The organism is Streptomyces sp. NPDC029152, assembly GCF_055564355.1.
The window spans coordinates 31131-47288 of the sequence record NZ_JBVHWR010000021.1 but is presented as its reverse complement, the minus strand read 5'-3'; the positions used below and the strand labels follow the sequence as shown (position 1 = coordinate 47288).

Here is a 16158-nt window from a genome sequence, read left to right as displayed (position 1 = left end):
TCGGTCCCCGCGCTCTCCGCGCTCTCCGTCTCCGCGGCCACCGCCGCCGAGGTCTGCGCGGACTTCGCCAGGGCATCCTCCGAGACCGTCTCCGCCGCCTCCTTGGCGGCGGTCAGCAGGACGACGTCCTGCGGTGCCTGGTCCTCGAAGTTCTCCGGGTGGTGGCAGGCCACCCGCTGGCCCGGCCGCAGCTCCTTCAGCGGCGGCTCGGTGGTCTTGCAGATCTGCGTCGCCTTCCAGCACCGGGTGTGGAAGCGGCAGCCGCTCGGCGGGGCGATCGGCGAGGGCACGTCGCCGCGGAGCAGGATGCGCTCGCTCTTGGCGCCCCGGCGCTTCGGGTCCGGCACCGGCACGGCCGACAGCAGGGCCTTGGTGTACGGGTGCATGGGCGCCTCGTACAGCGAGGTGCGGTCGGCGAGCTCGACGATCTTGCCGAGGTACATCACCGCGATCCGGTCCGAGACGTGCCGGACGACGGACAGGTCGTGCGCGATGATCACGTACGTCAGGCCGAGCTCCTGCTGGAGGTCGTCCATGAGGTTGACGACCTGCGCCTGGATGGAGACGTCCAGCGCGGAGACGGGCTCGTCCGCGACGACCAGCTTCGGCTTCAGGGCGAGCGCGCGGGCGATGCCGATGCGCTGGCGCTGGCCGCCGGAGAACTCGTGCGGGTAGCGGTTGTAGTGCTCGGGGCTCAGGCCCACCAGCTCCAGGAGCCGCTGGACCTCCTTCTTCACCCCGCCCTCGGGCTCCACGCCCTGGAGGCGGAACGGCGCCGAGACGATGCCGCCGATGGTGTGGCGCGGGTTCAGCGAACCGTACGGGTCCTGGAAGATCATCTGGATGTCCCGCCGCAGCGGACGCATCCCGGCCGTGTTCAGCCGCGTGATGTCCTTGCCCTCGAAGTGGATCGAGCCGCCCGTCGGGTCCTGGAGCCGGGTGATGACCCGGCCCATGGTCGACTTGCCGCAGCCCGACTCGCCGACCACACCGAGGGTCTCGCCCTTGCGCACCTCGAAGTCGATGCCGTCGACGGCCTTGACCGCACCGGTCTGGCGCCGCAGGAGGCCCTTGCGGATCGGGAAGTGCTTCTGCAGGCCCTCGACCTTGAGCAGCACCTCGCGCTCCTCGGGAGCGGTGGCCTGGGCCGGGACCGTCGTCGCGTCCGTCTTCTTGGTCTCACTCACAGCTTCGGCGCAATCTCTTCGGTCCAGATCCGCGTGCGGTCCTCCGGCGAGAGGTGGCAGGCGGAGAAGTGTCCGCTGCCGACCGGCTGGAGCTCCGGGCGCACGGTACGGGTGACGTCCCCCTTGGGGACGTCAGCGTACGGGCAGCGGGGGTGGAAGGCGCAGCCCGAGGGGACGTTGATCAGGCTCGGCGGCGAGCCCTTGACGGGGATGAGCCGCTCGGAGGTCTCGCGGTCGACGCGCGGCATCGAGCCGAGCAGACCCCAGGTGTACGGGTGCTGCGGCCGCTCGAAGACGTCGTCGACCGAACCGCGCTCCACGCACCGGCCGCCGTACATCACCAGGACGTCGTCGGCGATCTCGGCGACCACGCCGAGGTCGTGGGTGATGAGGACGACCGCGGAGCCGAACTCCTTCTGCAGGTCCCGGACGAGGTCGAGGATCTGCGCCTGGACGGTCACGTCCAGGGCGGTCGTCGGCTCGTCCGCGATGAGCAGCTCGGGGTTGTTGACCAGCGCCATGGCGATCATCGCGCGCTGGCGCATGCCGCCGGAGAACTCGTGCGGGTAGTTGTCGACGCGCTTGCCGGGCTCGGGGATGCCGACCCGGTCGAGCATCTCGATCGCCCGCTTGCGCGCGGTCTTCTTGTTGACGTCGTGGTGGACCCGGTACGCCTCCACGATCTGGCTGCCGATCGTGTAGTACGGGTGCATCGCGGACAGCGGGTCCTGGAAGATCATCGCCATCTCGCGGCCGCGCAGCCGGCGCACCTCGTCCGGGTCGGCGGAGACGAGCTCCTTGCCGCCCAGCCAGATCTCGCCGGACATCCGCACGTTCTTGCCGCGCGAGCCGAGCCGGTGCAGGCCCATGATCGCCAGCGAGGTGACGGACTTGCCGGATCCCGACTCGCCGACGATGCAGAGGGTCTTGCCCTTCTCCACCTGGAAGCTGAGCCCGTCGACGGACTTCACCAGGCCGTCGTCGGTGGGGAAGTGCACCTTGAGGTCGCGGACCGCGAGGAACGCGTCGGGCGCGTCCGAGGGCGGGGTCGTGGGCTCACCCACGGCGGCCCCGGTCTTGGAGAGTTCGGTCACGAGAGCCTCACGCGTGGGTCGGCGGCGGCGTACAGCAGGTCCACCAGGAGATTGGCGATCACGACGAAGAAGGCTGCGAGCAGGGTGACGCCGAGGATCGGGGGGAGGTCGTTGTCGGTGATGCCCTGCACCGCGTACTGGCCGATGCCGGGCAGCGAGAACACCTTCTCGGTGATCACGGCACCGCCGAGCAGCAGGCCGAGGTCCATGCCGAAGACGGTGATGATCGGTGTCAGCGCGGCCCGGAGGCCGTGCCGGGCCACGACCCTGCGTTCCCGCAGGCCCTTGGCGCGGGCCGTGCGGATGAAGTCCTCGTTCATCGTCTCCAGCATGCCCGAACGGGTGAGCCGGGCGTAGATGGCGGAGTACAGCAGCGCCAGGGAGCACCAGGCCGGGAAGAGCGTGTTGGCCCACTGGGCCGGGTTCTCGGTGAGCGGCACGTAGGTGCGGCCGAAGATGGGCCACTGGAAGGTGAACAGCAGGAGCAGCAGGTTGCCGGTGAAGAACATGGGCAGGGAGACGCCGGCGAGCGCCACGCCCATGAAGGTGCGGTCGAAGACGCTGCGGGGCTTGAGTGCGGAGACCACGCCGATCAGGACACCGGAGACCAGCCACAGCACGGCGGCACCGCCGGCCAGCGAGAGGGTCACCGGGAGACGCGAGGTGAGCTGCGGCCACACCTCGACGTGGGTCTTGAAGGAGTAGCCGAAGCAGGGCGCGTTGCAGTTCGCCGTCGTGGGGCCCAGGTTGTAGGTGGCGCCGCTGACGATCCCCTTGATGAAGTGCCAGTACTGGACGTACAGGGGCTGGTCCAGACCGAGGTTCTGCTTGACCGCGAGGATGTCCGCCTTCGTCGGGCTCTTTCCGATGTACTGCTGCGCGAGCTGGTCGGCGGTCTGACCGGCGAGCCGCGGCAACAGGAAGAAGATCGCGAAGGTGACCGCGGTGACGACCAGCAGCAGGATCACTGCCGCGAACGTCCGACGGAGGATGTACGAGATCACGGGGACCGGCGCTGGTGCCCGCGGGCCGCGAAGCCCGCGGGCACCAATGCCTTCACCTGCCTTCCGGGGCTACTTCTTGGTCGTGCCGATGTTGAGGTAGTCGTACTGACCGCTGAACGCCGCCGTGGACACCAGGTTGGTGAAGGTGGTCGGGCGGTACAGCAGGACCTTGAAGTAGGTCAGCGGGACGAGGGCGGCCTGCTCCATCGCACGCTTGTCGATCTGGCCGTACAGCGAGTTGCGCTCGGTGTCGTCCTCGGTGGCGATGGCCTTGCCGAGCGTCTCGTTGATCTGCTTGTCGTTCAGGTACGAGATGTTGGTGTTGCCGGACGGGCCGATCGCTCCACCGTTGAGGATCTGCTGGAGGAAGCCGTAGCCGGACGGCCAGTCGGCGCCCCACTGCATCATGTGCAGACCGATGTTCTGCTTCTTGTTGAACTCCGGCACACCGATGTAGTCGGTGAAGTACTTGCCCGACGGGTACTGCTTCAGGCTGGCGTTGATGCCGACCTTCTTCAGCGAGGCGATGATCGCGGTGGCCGCGTCGACCTCCTGCGGGCGGTCGCTGCGCGCCGAGATGTTGGTGGTGATGGCCGTCTTGCCGCAGGCCTTCAGCTGCTCCTTGGCCTTGGCGACGTCGCCCTTGTTGCCGGCGGTCGGGTAGGTGTCCGCCTTCTGGTAGCCGGTGATGTCCGGCGGCAGGACGGTGGTCGCGATCTCACCGCGGATCGGGCCGCCCAGGGCGGTCTGCACGGAGACCTTGTCGACGGCGTACTCGACGGCCTTGCGGCACTCGAGCTTGTCGAACGGGGCGACCTGGGTGTTGATCGCCATGTAGACGAGGCGGCCACCGTAGGTGTTGTCGGTGTTGGCCTTCAGGTCGGCGTTGTTGACGACCTTCGCCTGCGTCGCGGCCTGGACGCCCGTGCCGCCGAGGTCGATCGCGGTGCCGGCCTGGACGTCCTGGTCGATCGTCTCGGGGTTGACCTTGAGCTTGACGACGACCTTGTCCGGGTACTGCTTGCGCAGCGGGTCCGTCTTCGGGTCCCAGTTCTCGTTGCGGACGAGGACGGCCTGCTTGCCCTCCTCGTAGCTCTCGAACTTGTACGAGCCGGAGGACACGATGTTCTTGACGTAGTCGATGCCCTTGTCCTTGGCCTTGGGCACCGGAGCCGTCTGCGGCGTCGCGACCAGGTAGTCGAACTCCTGGAACGAACGGTTGAGGTGGAAGACGATCGTGGTGTCGTCCGGCGTCTCGATGGACTTCAGGCCCTCGGGGCTCTTGTCCTTGTAGGGGCCCTTGTACTTGTCGCCGCCCTCCATGAACTGCTGGAAGTAGTTCGGGCCGAGGGAGAGCACGTCACGCGCGAAGTTGGACCGCTCGACGGCGTACTTGACGTCCTTCGAGGTGATCGGGGTGCCGTCCTCGTACTTCAGGCCCGCACGCAGCTTGTACGTCCAGGTCTTGCCGCCGTCGCTCGGCACGCCCTTGCTCTCGGCGAGGTCCGGGACCAGCTTGTTGCCCTCTTCGCCCGCGCCGGGCTGGAAGGTCATCAGCGGGCGGGCGTACAGCCGGCTGAGGTTGTACATGTACGCGTAGTACGTGTTGCCGGGGTCGAAGGAGTCCGGGACGTCCGAGTACTCGTACGTGACCGTCCCGCCCTTCTGGGTGGAGGCGTTGACGACACCCTTGGTCGCGGCGTTGGCCTCAGCCGACTTCTTTCCGTTGTTGTCCGAGTTGTCATCGGCCTTGCTGCAAGCCGACAGCAGCAAGCTCGCACTGCCGATGGCCGCGACCGCGGCCAGCGCTGACCTTCGCATGATGGTCTGCTTCCCCTCCATTGTTGGCAAATCCTTGGTGCCCCCGTGGCAGCCGCGGGTCAGCGGCTGCGCGGGTCGAGAGCGTCACGAAGACCGTCGCCGAGCAGGTTGAACGCCAGGACGGTCACGAAGATGGCGAGGCCGGGAACGATCATGTACTGGGGGTCGACCTGGTAGTACTCGACCGCGTCGTTGATCATGCCGCCCCACGAGGCCTGCGGGGGCTGGATGCCGACGCCGAGGAAGCTCAGGGACGCCTCGAAGATGATGTTGGTCGGGATGAGCAGCGTCGAGTAGACGATGATCGGCCCCACGAGGTTCGGCAGCAGCTCCCGGAAGAGGATGTACGGGCCCTTGGCCCCCATCCCGCGCGAGGCGTCGACGAACTCCCGTTCCCTCAGGGCCAGCGTCTGGCCCCGGACGATGCGCCCCAGATAGGGCCAGTTGAAGAAGCCGATCACGAAGACCAGCACCACGATGTGCAGCGGCAGGCCCTCCAGTCCGAAGGCGCCGCCCTGCAGGGTCGCCGAGATGGCGATCGCGAACAGCAGGAGGGGGAAGGCCAGGAAGGTGTCCATCAGCCGGCTGATGATCGCGTCGACGCGTCCGCCGTAGTAGCCGGCGACGACGCCGAGGACCGCGCCGATCGTGTTGGACAGGATCGTGGCGCCGAAGGCGACGACCAGCGAGACCCAGGAGCCCTCCAGGATGCGGGTGGCGATGTCCCGGCCGAACTTGGGCTCCACACCGAGCGGGTGGTCCCAGCTCATGCCGCCGAAGTCACCCTTGGGCAGCGAGGTGTTGGGGTCGATCAGGTCCTGGTTGAGGGCGTTGGGGTCCAGGCCGAAGAGCGCCTGGAGGGGGCGGGAGAGGACCGCGAGGAGGACCAGCAGGATCACGATGACCCCGCCGGCCATGGCCACCTTGTCCTTCTTGAAGCGGGACCAGGCGATCTGTCCCAGGGAACGGCCCTCGATCTGCCCCTTCTCGGCACCGGCGAGGACAGCCTCGGGCTGTGCCTCGGCTTGCGCCCCGGTGGTCTCGATCGGTGCGGTCACAGTGACCCGACCCCTCTCGCCGGCGGTGACCGGCCTACGCCCGCCGTGGATTACGGCTTTGTCGACTTGCTCTCGATCACGGGATCGAACGATCCGTGTCTTTCTCGGGAGTCTTCAGCGTCGTCACGATCACCCGCCAGGTCTGGCTGGGAAAGTATGCGCAACCGTGATGCACTGCTAGGGATTCCGTTATCCGAACAGTGGGTAACAGCCTTCGAACGAAGGACAGTTGGGACACAACAGCGGAATCGACGATCTTCGCGACCATCCGCCGTCATCTACGCGCGAAGAAGTGTGTCCGTCGTGTGAAGGACGCGGAACGCCGTCGACACGGCCGGCGGGGGTCCGTCGCCCCGTCAGTAGCCGCCGCGGGCCGGCGGGTAGCCGTACCCGGCGGCGGGGGCCGCGTGGGCCTCGCGGTCGTAGAAGGGGCGGGCGTTGGCGCGCAGCCACAGGGCGACCGGGTCGTGCGCGTCGGTCATCGCCACCGTCGACACCGGCAGCCCCTCCGGCACCGCGCCGACGGACTGCTGCATCATCGCGCGCACCGCGTCCACGGCCGGCGGCGACGTGTCGTACACGTCCAGGCCGATGGCGAGGTAGGGCGCGCCCAGCGACGGCTGCACCCAGGCGCGGCGCAGTGCGCGGACCGCCGGGGTGCGGTGGGCGTTCTGCGCGAGCAGGGCGTAGAACTGCGGGATCTCGATGGCCGGTTCGGACAGGCGCAAGGGGCCGGCGGGCTGGCGGTCCAGGCCGGAGGCGATGCGGCGCAGGTCGGGCCAGGGGATGCCGACGCCACCGCCGGGGGCGTGCGGGTTGAGCCAGAGACCGTAGTGGTCCGGATAGAGGGCGCGGGCCACTTCCAGGCCGTCGACCACCTCGTACGACCGGTTCCAGCCGCTGGCGGAGAGCTCCTGGGCGGAGGTGACGCAGGGCGCGTAGCCGTAGCCACCGACCTCCATGTTCCCGTACTGGGCGTCCGGGGAGCCGGCCTGGCCGTGCCACAGCAGCATCCAGACCTGGCCGGTGGCGGGGGTGGCGAGCGCGCGCAGCAGGGCCTCGTAGGCGTCGTAGCGCCCGGGCGTCACCTGGCGCAGCATGTGCTCGACCTGCCCGGTCGCGGCGGTACCGCTCGCGCTCACCTTTTACCGACCCTTCGAGAACCGTCTCCTGTCGTGGACCCAGCTTAGGGCTCCCCCCGCGGCGGTGGCTCCGGAGTTCCGGGGGGTGTTGTCCGCCGGCGGGTGCGGGGGCCTCGTGGCCGGTCGCGCCCGCGCGGCGGAGCCGCAGGTGTCACGATCCCCGCCGCTTCGGGGGCGCTCCCCGTCCGGGGTTCACACGTCCCGGTCGTAGAAGGGGCGTACGTGTGACCGCATCCAGTCGCAGACCGGGTCCTGGACCGCTTCCAGGAGGACCAGGTTGACCGGCCACCTGACCGGGACCGCGCCGAGGGCGCGGCCGAGGGCGTCCAGCGGGAGCGCGCGGGCGTCGCCCTCCCAGTGGGACAGCTCCACGCCGACGAACATCACCGGGTCGGCGGTCTCGACGGCGGCCAGGCAGCGGCGGGCGGTGCGGACGACGCCGACGGCGGTGAACTCGGCGCGGGCCGCGGCCAGGAAGTCGACCGGGTCGTCCTGCCAGTCGGGTTCGAACAGGCGGACCCGGCCGCCGGACGCGGCCCCGTCCAGCGGGGTGCGTCCGGCCCGGCACAGCTCGGCCACGGCGGCCGGCGGCAGCGGGACGCCGACCACGCCGTCCGGGTTCACGGCGATGCCGACCTGCGGGGGCAGGCCGCGGGCGAACTCGACGGCGGGGGCGACGGTGTACCCCATGTGGGGGCCGGCGGCCCGGCGGAGCTGCTCCTCGGAGCTGAACACCGGCACGTGGGCCTGGCCGTCGATCTCCATCGTGGGCAGGTCGAGGGGGCCGGTGTCCGGGCCGCCGCCGTTGGGCAGCGGGACCCAGACGAAGCTGCGGCCGAGCACCTCCACGATCCGGCCGCCCGCGCCCGGCACGCCGAGGGAGGCCGACAGGACCTCCTCCAGTTCGTTGCCGGGCCATCCGCCGTGCGGGTGGGGATGCGCCGGCGCCGGGAACTCCGGTGAGAGGTCCGCCGGGAAGTCCGCTGGGAAGTCCATCTGCCTACCGCCTGCCTGGGTACCGCTGCTGTGGCTGAAAAGGCTAACCCGTTCGGCCCCACCGGCCCACGGACCGTCACCTCAGCCCGTGAAGGCGATCCGGTGCAGCGCGTCGGCCGCCGCCCGGTCCAGGACGACCGCCGAGGCGCAGCCGGCCGGCAGGCTGCCCTCGGTCACGGAGGCCAGCAGCCGGGCGGTCGCCGCGCGGTGCCGCAGGAAGGCGTACCGCGAGACGCCCCGGCCGCGCTCGCGCTGCCCGGCCAGGGCGTCGTCGGCGCCGACGTCGAGGAGCAGCAGGTGCAGGGCGCCGCCGCGGCGGCGGGCCTCGCGGGCCAGCCAGCCGCGCACCCAGGTCTGCGTGCCGCAGTCGTGCACGACGACGCCCCGGCCGGAGCGCAGGGCGCGGCGCAGCCCGGCGTAGTGGGCGAGGCGCACGAGGGGCCGGTAGAGGGCGTAGGGGAGGAGGCGCGGCACGCGGCGGTCCCAGCGGTCGCGGGCGTCCTGGGAGTCGATGCGCAGGCCGCGCACGGTGCGCCGCATCAGGGTGGACTTGCCGCTGCCGGGCAGGCCGGTGACCACCACCAGGTCGCGGGGCCCGAAGAGCAGGGCGCGCGGGCCGCGGCCGTCGCGGTCGCGCAGGTCGCGGACGACGGGTGCGGGCAGTCCGGCACGCGCCTCCCCGGCCGGGGCGGGCCGCTTCGGCAGTGCGATGCCCGAGGTCGTTGCGCAAGCCGTGGTCCTGTTCACCGTGATCGTCCTCCCCTGGGGCGGTTCACGAGTTCCCGTCCCCGTCGAGTGTAAAGAGAAGGTAATGCGGCGGTCTCGCGTTTTCGTGCGCTTACTGCCACGAGCCGGTTACAGATCACGGTCTGCCACGAACAGGCCCGGCGTGCAATGATGGCGGCGCCAACTGCATACCGGCCGTTTGAATCCGCGCGGGAGAGTCCCCGGCCGCGCCGGGGCGCCGAAGGAGCAAGTCCCTCCCTTGAATCTCTCAGGCACCGTTACCGCGCGGGCGAGGCACATCTGAAAAGCGGGCCGCCGCTCCACGGCTGCCCCACCCAAGGTGCAAGTCCTGACCGCCGCACTCCGGTGGTCACGGCGAACCTCTCAGGTTCCGATGACAGATGGGGAGGACCGACCTCGCCCGTGCCGTCCTGTCCTGGGAGACGACCGACCGATGAGCAGTACCGAACTCCGCCGTACCGCGCTGGATGCCACGCATCGCGCGCTGGGCGCGACCATGACCGACTTCGCCGGCTGGGACATGCCCCTGCGCTACGGCTCCGAGCGCGACGAGCACGTCGCGGTGCGCACCCGGGCCGGTCTCTTCGACCTCTCCCACATGGGCGAGATCACCGTCACCGGCCCGCGCGCCGCCGACCTGCTGGACTTCGCGCTGGTCGGGAACATCGGCAGCGTGAAGCCGGGCCGTGCCCGCTACACCATGATCTGCCGCGAGGACGGCGGCATCCTGGACGACCTGATCGTCTACCGCCTGGGCGAGACCGAGTACATGGTGGTCGCCAACGCCTCCAACGCCCAGGTGGTGCTGGACGCGCTCACCGAGCGGGCCGCCGGCTTCGACGCCGAGGTCCGCGACGACCGCGACGCCTACGCGCTGCTGGCCGTGCAGGGCCCCGAGTCCCCGGGCATCCTCGCCTCGCTCACCGACGCCGACCTGGACGGCCTGAAGTACTACGCGGGCCTGCCCGGCACGGTCGCCGGCGTCCCGGCGCTCATCGCGCGCACCGGGTACACCGGCGAGGACGGCTTCGAGCTGTTCGTGAAGCCGGAGCACGCCGTCCGGCTGTGGCAGGCGCTGACCGAGGCGGGCGAGGGCGCAGGGCTGGTCCCGTGCGGCCTGTCCTGCCGGGACACGCTCCGCCTGGAGGCGGGCATGCCGCTGTACGGGCACGAGCTGACGACGGAGCTGACGCCCTTCGACGCCGGGCTCGGCCGGGTGGTGAAGTTCGAGAAGGAGGGCGACTTCGTGGGCCGCGCGGCGCTCGAGCAGGCCGCTTCCCGGGCCGAGGCGAACCCGCCCCGCGTCCTGGTCGGCCTGGTCGCCGAGGGCCGCCGCGTCCCGCGCGCCGGGTACGCGGTCGTCGCCGGCGGCGAGGTGGTCGGCGAGGTCACCTCCGGCGCCCCCTCCCCCACGCTGGGCAAGCCGATCGCCATGGCGTACGTCGACGCCGCCCACGCGGCCGCGGGCACCGCCGGGGTCGGCGTGGACATCCGGGGCACCCACGAGCCGTACGAGGTCGTGGCGCTGCCTTTCTACAAGCGCCAGAAGTAGACACCGGGCGCGCGGGGGCCCTTCGTCGCCCCCGCCCGGCCCGCGCCGCCCACCAGTGGTCCCAGCAGTCCCCCCGTCATCAGCACTGTCCCGCGTACAGGAGAATTCAGGCCATGAGCAACCCCCAGCAGCTGCGCTACAGCAAGGAGCACGAGTGGCTGTCGGGCGCCGAGGACGGCGTCTCGACGGTCGGCATCACGGAGCACGCGGCCAACGCGCTCGGTGACGTCGTCTTCGTCCAGCTCCCCGAGGTCGGCGCCACCGTGTCCGCGGGCGAGACCTGCGGCGAACTGGAGTCGACCAAGTCGGTCTCCGACCTGTACTCCCCCGTCTCCGGCGAGGTCACCGAGGTCAACGAGGACGTCGTCAGCGACCCGTCGCTGGTGAACACCGCGCCCTTCGAGGGCGGCTGGCTGTTCAAGGTGCGCGTCAGCGAGGAGCCGGGCGACCTGCTCTCCGCCGACGAGTACACCGAATTCGCCGGCGCCTGAGGAGACACGGACGCATGTCGCTTCTGAACACCCCCCTGCACGAGCTCGACCCCGACGTCGCCGCCGCCGTCGACGCCGAGCTGCACCGCCAGCAGTCCACCCTCGAGATGATCGCCTCCGAGAACTTCGCGCCCGTCGCGGTCATGGAGGCGCAGGGCTCGGTCCTCACCAACAAGTACGCCGAGGGCTACCCCGGCCGCCGCTACTACGGCGGCTGCGAGCACGTCGACGTGGTCGAGCAGATCGCCATCGACCGGGTCAAGGCGCTCTTCGGCGCCGAGCACGCCAACGTGCAGCCGCACTCGGGCGCCCAGGCCAACGCGGCGGCGATGTTCGCCCTGCTCAAGCCCGGCGACACGATCATGGGTCTGAACCTCGCCCACGGCGGGCACCTGACCCACGGCATGAAGATCAACTTCTCCGGCAAGCTCTACGACGTCGTCGCCTACCACGTGGGCGACGACGGCCAGGTCGACATGGCCGAGGTGGAGCGCCTCGCCAAGGAGAACAAGCCGAAGCTGATCGTGGCCGGCTGGTCGGCCTACCCGCGGCAGCTCGACTTCGCCGCGTTCCGCCGGATCGCGGACGAGGTCGGCGCGTACCTGATGGTCGACATGGCGCACTTCGCCGGTCTGGTCGCGGCGGGCCTGCACCCGAACCCGGTTCCGCACGCCCACGTGGTGACCACCACCACCCACAAGACGCTGGGCGGCCCGCGCGGCGGTGTGATCCTCTCCACGGCCGAGCTGGCCAAGAAGATCAACTCCGCCGTCTTCCCCGGTCAGCAGGGCGGCCCGCTGGAGCACGTGGTGGCCGCCAAGGCCGTCGCCTTCAAGGTCGCGGCGAGCGAGGACTTCAAGGAGCGCCAGCGTCGTACGCTGGAAGGCGCCCGGATCCTGGCCGAGCGCCTGGTGAAGGACGACGCGAAGGCGGCGGGCGTCTCCGTCCTGACCGGCGGCACCGACGTCCACCTGGTCCTCGTGGACCTGCGTGACTCGGAGCTGGACGGCCAGCAGGCCGAGGACCGCCTCCACGAGGTCGGCATCACCGTCAACCGCAACGCCGTCCCGAACGACCCGCGCCCGCCGATGGTGACCTCCGGTCTGCGCATCGGCACGCCGGCCCTGGCGACCCGCGGCTTCACGGCCGAGGACTTCGCCGAGGTCGCGGACGTGATCGCCGAGGCGCTGAAGCCGTCCTACGACGCGGAGGCCCTCAAGGCCCGGGTGAAGGCCCTGGCCGACAAGCACCCGCTGTACCCGGGTCTGGACAAGTAACCGGCAGTACCGCACGAGGGGCGCCGGGCCGGCCACAAGCGGGCCCGGCGCCCCACCCCCCTCCTGCACCACCCCCGTATTGAGGAGTTCCCGTGGCCATCTCGGTCTTCGACCTGTTCTCGATCGGCATCGGCCCGTCGAGCTCGCACACGGTCGGCCCGATGCGCGCGGCGCGCATGTTCGCCCGGCGCCTGCGCAACGAGGAACTGCTGGACTCGGTGGCCTCGGTCCGGGCCGAGCTGTACGGCTCGCTCGGCGCCACCGGCCACGGCCACGGCACGCCCAAGGCGGTGCTGCTCGGCCTGGAGGGCGCCTCGCCGCGCACGGTGGACGTGGAGACGGCGGACGACCGCGTCGAGACGATCAGGGCCTCGAGCCGCATCCGCCTCCTCGGCGAGCGCGAGATCCCCTTCTCCTACGACGACGACATGGTCCTGCACCGCCGCAAGGCCCTCCCGTACCACGCCAACGGCATGACGCTGTGGGCGTACGACGCGGCGGGCACGGAGGTGCTCTCGAAGACGTACTACTCGGTCGGCGGCGGCTTCGTCGTGGACGAGGACGCGGTGGGCGCGGACCGCATCAAGCTCGACGACACCGTACTGAAGTACCCCTTCCGCACCGGTGACGAGCTGCTGCGCCTGACCCGGGAGACGGGCCTGTCGATCTCCGCGCTGATGCTGGAGAACGAGCGGGCGTGGCGCTCGGAGGAGGAGATCCGCGAGGGTCTGCTGGAGATCTGGCGCGTGATGCGGGCGTGCGTGGACCGCGGCATGTCACGGGAGGGCATCCTGCCGGGCGGCCTGAAGGTCCGCCGCCGCGCCGCGAACACCGCGCGCAAGCTGCGCTCCGAGGGCGACCCGCAGGCGCTCGCCATGGAGTGGATCACGCTCTACGCGATGGCCGTGAACGAGGAGAACGCGGCCGGCGGCCGGGTCGTCACGGCGCCGACGAACGGGGCGGCGGGCATCATCCCGGCGGTCCTGCACTACTACGTGAACTTCGTCCCCGGCGCCGACGAGGAGGGCGTGGTCCGCTTCCTCCTGGCGGCCGGCGCGATCGGCATGCTCTTCAAGGAGAACGCCTCCATCTCCGGCGCCGAGGTCGGCTGCCAGGGCGAGGTCGGCTCCGCCTGCTCCATGGCGGCGGGCGCGCTCGCCGAGGTGCTGGGCGGCAGCCCCGAGCAGGTCGAGAACGCCGCCGAGATCGGCATGGAGCACAACCTGGGCCTCACCTGCGACCCCGTGGGCGGCCTCGTCCAGATCCCGTGCATCGAGCGCAACGGCATGGCCGCGGTGAAGGCGGTCACGGCGGCCCGGATGGCGATGCGCGGCGACGGCTCGCACAAGGTGTCCCTCGACAAGGTCATCAAGACCATGAAGGAGACGGGCGCCGACATGTCGGTGAAGTACAAGGAGACGGCGCGGGGCGGACTGGCGGTCAACATCATCGAGTGCTGAGGCCGCGGGCCCCGGCCGGCGCCGTGACGCCGTGCGAGGAGCCGGGAGACCTCCCCTCCCGGCCGCCGGCGCCTCCCCTCCCGGCCGCCGGCGCCTCCCCTCCCGGCCGCCGGCGCCTCTTCGTCCGGCCCCGCCAGGGCCGCCCGGCCCGTGGCCGTGACCGGGCGGCGGCGCGGGAAGCGGCGGCGGAAGGTGCGCGGGGCCCGGTGTGGCGGCCCCCGGACGGGGCAGCACGAAGGAGACCGCGCCGGGCACGGCGCGGGGAAGCACGGTACGAGCGGAGGTTCGTGCGTGGACTGGCTGTTCATCGTCAAGCCCGCGGAGACCACCCCGGACGGCGGATCGTCCGCCAAGAGCCACATGCTGGAACTCGCCGAGACCGAGCCCCGCCGGGAGTGGTGCCTGTCCAGGTGGCGGCGGATGGCCGCGGGCGACCGCCTGTGGATCTACTTCGCCAGTCCGGTGCGGGAGGTCGCCGCGGTGGCCGAGATCGAGGACGAGCCGTTCGAGGCGGCCGGGAACCCCCGTCAGCCGTGGCGCGTCCGGGCGACGCTCAGCCCAGCGGCGACACGCCGGCTGAACCGCGACCCCGTCCCGCTGCACATGCTGACCAACCGGCACCCGCAAGGGATCACCCGCGTGAAGGACGCCGACCTGGCGCTCCTGCTGCGGCACGCCGGGCTGTAACGCCGCCCCGGGTCCCTTCGGCCTCCCCGGACCGAGCGGGCCGGGCCCTGCCGGGCCGCCCGCTCCCCCGGGCGCCCCTGCGTCTCACATCGTGGCACGGACTTTCCGTCAGGCAAGACGTCCTGAGATCGTTGCAGCTCACACACATGTTCCACGCGTGAAAGACCGAGCCATGCCCGCATCCACCACCGGTCCAGCCGAGGCACCCGTCAATCCGCGGTCCCGTGTCCTCATCGCCAGCCTCATCGGCACGACGATCGAGTTCTACGACTTCTACATCTACGCGACCGCCGCCGTACTGGTCTTCCCCGCGCTCTTCTTCCCGAACAGCGACCCGACCACGGCACTGCTGTCGTCCTTCGCGGTCTTCGGCGCCGCGATGGTCGCCCGCCCGATCGGGGCCGTCTTCTTCGGGCACCTCGGCGACCGGCTGGGCCGCAAGAAGACGCTGGTGATCTCGCTCCTCACCATGGGCATCGCCACCTTCCTCATCGGCGCGCTGCCCACCTACGCGCAGGCCGGCTGGGCCGCCACCGCGCTGCTCGTGCTGATGCGGCTCGCGCAGGGCTTCGCGCTCGGCGGCGAGTGGAGCGGCGCCGCCCTGGTCGCCACCGAGAACGCGCCCAAGGGCAAGCGCGCCCTGTACGGCACCTTCCCGCAGCTGGGCGCCCCGCTCGGCTTCATCATCGGCAACGGCCTGTTCCTGATCATCGGGGCCCTGCTGCCGTCCGCGGCCGGCGCCGACCCCACACAGCCCTCCGAGGCCTTCACCAGCTGGGGCTGGCGGATCCCGTTCCTGTTCTCCGCCGTGATGGTCGCCATCGGCCTGTGGGTGCGCTCGCGGCTCGTGGAGTCGGCCGTGTTCACCAAGACCCAGGAGACCGGGAAGGTGCGGAAGCTGCCGCTGGCCACCGTGGTCCGGGGCCACTGGAAGCAGCTGATCCTGGGCACCTTCATCATGCTGGCGACGTACGTGCTCTTCTACCTGATGACCACGTTCTCGCTGAGCTACGGACGCACCGCCGAGGACGCCGCCGTGCCCGGCCTCGGGTACAGCTACACCACCTTCGTCCTGATGATGATCTTCGGCGTGCTGTTCTTCGCCGCGTTCACCCTGGTCTCCGGCCCGCTCGCCGACAAGTACGGCCGGCGCACCACCCTGATCTGGATCACCGCCGCGATCGTGGTCTTCGGCCTGGTCTGGGTGCCGCTGATCGACCTGGGCACGCTCGGCGTGGTGCTGTGGCTCGTGCTCGGCTTCACGCTGATGGGCATGACGTTCGGCCCGATGGGCGCGCTGCTGCCCGAGCTCTTCCCGACCAGCGTGCGCTACACCGGTTCGGGCATCTCGTACAACGTCAGTTCGATCCTCGGGGCGGCCGTCGCGCCGTTCATCGCGGTGGCGCTGTGGGAGACCGGTGACGGCTCGCCGTGGCTGGTCGGCGTCTACCTGTCGGCGATGGCGGTGCTGACGCTGATCGCACTGCTGCTCGGCAAGGAGACCAAGGACGTCTCCCTGGACGAGGGCGAGGCCACCGCCGCGGACCACGACGGCACGCGGGCGGCCCCGGTCGCCTCGTCCGCCTCCTGATCCGACCGGCGCGCACCAGCACCGTACGCCGAGCGCCTTCACGCCCGGCGT

At 70.7% G+C, this 16158-nt stretch carries 14 protein-coding genes and 2 riboswitches; of the genes, 6 read left to right on the top strand and 8 right to left on the bottom strand.

Features of this window, described 5'->3' with window-relative positions; genetic code table 11:
* The 8 genes from ACZ4V6_RS31175 to ACZ4V6_RS31140 all read right to left on the bottom strand — a co-directional run.
* Nucleotides 1-1187, bottom strand: a 1187-nt coding sequence (locus ACZ4V6_RS31175) for an ABC transporter ATP-binding protein (RefSeq protein ID WP_467833892.1), incomplete at its 3' end; no start/stop codon positions are given.
* Nucleotides 1184-2281 carry an ABC transporter ATP-binding protein gene (locus ACZ4V6_RS31170; RefSeq protein ID WP_467833890.1) on the bottom strand — a complete coding sequence of 366 codons (1098 nt, stop codon included), beginning with the start codon at nucleotides 2279-2281 and terminating at the stop codon, nucleotides 1184-1186. The genes ACZ4V6_RS31170 and ACZ4V6_RS31175, both read right to left, overlap by 4 nt.
* Nucleotides 2278-3285, bottom strand: a complete 1008-nt coding sequence (locus tag ACZ4V6_RS31165; RefSeq protein WP_467833888.1) for an ABC transporter permease — start codon at nucleotides 3283-3285, stop codon at nucleotides 2278-2280. The genes ACZ4V6_RS31170 and ACZ4V6_RS31165 overlap by 4 nt, the downstream gene beginning before the upstream one ends.
* A gap of 69 nt (nucleotides 3286-3354) precedes the next feature.
* The gene (locus ACZ4V6_RS31160; RefSeq protein WP_467833887.1) at nucleotides 3355-5106 is read right to left on the bottom strand and encodes an ABC transporter substrate-binding protein; all 1752 of its coding nucleotides are present in this window, start codon (nucleotides 5104-5106) and stop codon (nucleotides 3355-3357) included.
* A 59-nt stretch (nucleotides 5107-5165) separates the two neighbouring features.
* Complete coding sequence (locus tag ACZ4V6_RS31155; protein WP_467833885.1) at nucleotides 5166-6164, bottom strand: ABC transporter permease; 999 nt, start codon at nucleotides 6162-6164, stop codon at nucleotides 5166-5168.
* Nucleotides 6165-6520: 356 nt separating this feature from the next.
* On the bottom strand, nucleotides 6521-7306 hold the full coding sequence (locus ACZ4V6_RS31150) for an enhanced serine sensitivity protein SseB C-terminal domain-containing protein (RefSeq protein ID WP_467833884.1): 786 nt from the start codon (nucleotides 7304-7306) through the stop codon (nucleotides 6521-6523).
* Between the two features lie 192 nt (nucleotides 7307-7498).
* The gene (locus tag ACZ4V6_RS31145) at nucleotides 7499-8302 is read right to left on the bottom strand and encodes an enhanced serine sensitivity protein SseB (protein WP_467833882.1); all 804 of its coding nucleotides are present in this window, start codon (nucleotides 8300-8302) and stop codon (nucleotides 7499-7501) included.
* An 81-nt stretch (nucleotides 8303-8383) separates the two neighbouring features.
* The gene (locus tag ACZ4V6_RS31140) at nucleotides 8384-9049 is read right to left on the bottom strand and encodes an AAA family ATPase (protein ID WP_467833880.1); all 666 of its coding nucleotides are present in this window, start codon (nucleotides 9047-9049) and stop codon (nucleotides 8384-8386) included.
* Between the two features lie 179 nt (nucleotides 9050-9228).
* Nucleotides 9229-9322, top strand: a riboswitch (glycine riboswitch).
* A riboswitch (glycine riboswitch) is annotated at nucleotides 9323-9439 on the top strand.
* 43 nt (nucleotides 9440-9482) lie between these two features.
* Between ACZ4V6_RS31140 and gcvT the strand changes: the two genes are divergently transcribed.
* The 6 genes from gcvT (at nucleotide 9483) to ACZ4V6_RS31110 (ending at nucleotide 16107) form a co-directional block, all read left to right on the top strand.
* A complete protein-coding gene (gcvT, locus tag ACZ4V6_RS31135) occupies nucleotides 9483-10601 on the top strand; it encodes a glycine cleavage system aminomethyltransferase GcvT (RefSeq protein ID WP_467833879.1) in 1119 nt (372 codons plus the stop codon).
* 113 nt (nucleotides 10602-10714) lie between these two features.
* Nucleotides 10715-11092, top strand: coding sequence for a glycine cleavage system protein GcvH (gene gcvH, locus ACZ4V6_RS31130; protein WP_239763002.1), 378 nt, complete (start codon nucleotides 10715-10717; stop codon nucleotides 11090-11092).
* Between the two features lie 14 nt (nucleotides 11093-11106).
* Nucleotides 11107-12369 (top strand): serine hydroxymethyltransferase, encoded by a 1263-nt coding sequence (gene glyA, locus ACZ4V6_RS31125; protein ID WP_467833878.1) that lies wholly within the window; start codon nucleotides 11107-11109, stop codon nucleotides 12367-12369.
* 92 nt (nucleotides 12370-12461) lie between these two features.
* Nucleotides 12462-13829 (top strand): L-serine ammonia-lyase, encoded by a 1368-nt coding sequence (locus tag ACZ4V6_RS31120; RefSeq protein ID WP_467833877.1) that lies wholly within the window; start codon nucleotides 12462-12464, stop codon nucleotides 13827-13829.
* A 291-nt stretch (nucleotides 13830-14120) separates the two neighbouring features.
* Nucleotides 14121-14516, top strand: coding sequence for a hypothetical protein (locus tag ACZ4V6_RS31115; RefSeq protein WP_467833875.1), 396 nt, complete (start codon nucleotides 14121-14123; stop codon nucleotides 14514-14516).
* A gap of 172 nt (nucleotides 14517-14688) precedes the next feature.
* Nucleotides 14689-16107 (top strand): MFS transporter, encoded by a 1419-nt coding sequence (locus ACZ4V6_RS31110; protein WP_467833873.1) that lies wholly within the window; start codon nucleotides 14689-14691, stop codon nucleotides 16105-16107.
* Nucleotides 16108-16158 lie beyond the last annotated feature (51 nt).

Coding starts and splice junctions, on each gene's coding strand:
- ACZ4V6_RS31160 (WP_467833887.1), bottom strand. CDS start 5,106: ATGCGAAGGTCAGCGCTGGCCGCGGTCGCGGCCATCGGCAGTGCGAGC.
- ACZ4V6_RS31145 (WP_467833882.1), bottom strand. CDS start 8,302: ATGGACTTCCCAGCGGACTTCCCGGCGGACCTCTCACCGGAGTTCCCG.
- gcvT (WP_467833879.1), top strand. CDS start 9,483: ATGAGCAGTACCGAACTCCGCCGTACCGCGCTGGATGCCACGCATCGC.
- gcvH (WP_239763002.1), top strand. CDS start 10,715: ATGAGCAACCCCCAGCAGCTGCGCTACAGCAAGGAGCACGAGTGGCTG.
- glyA (WP_467833878.1), top strand. CDS start 11,107: ATGTCGCTTCTGAACACCCCCCTGCACGAGCTCGACCCCGACGTCGCC.
- ACZ4V6_RS31110 (WP_467833873.1), top strand. CDS start 14,689: ATGCCCGCATCCACCACCGGTCCAGCCGAGGCACCCGTCAATCCGCGG.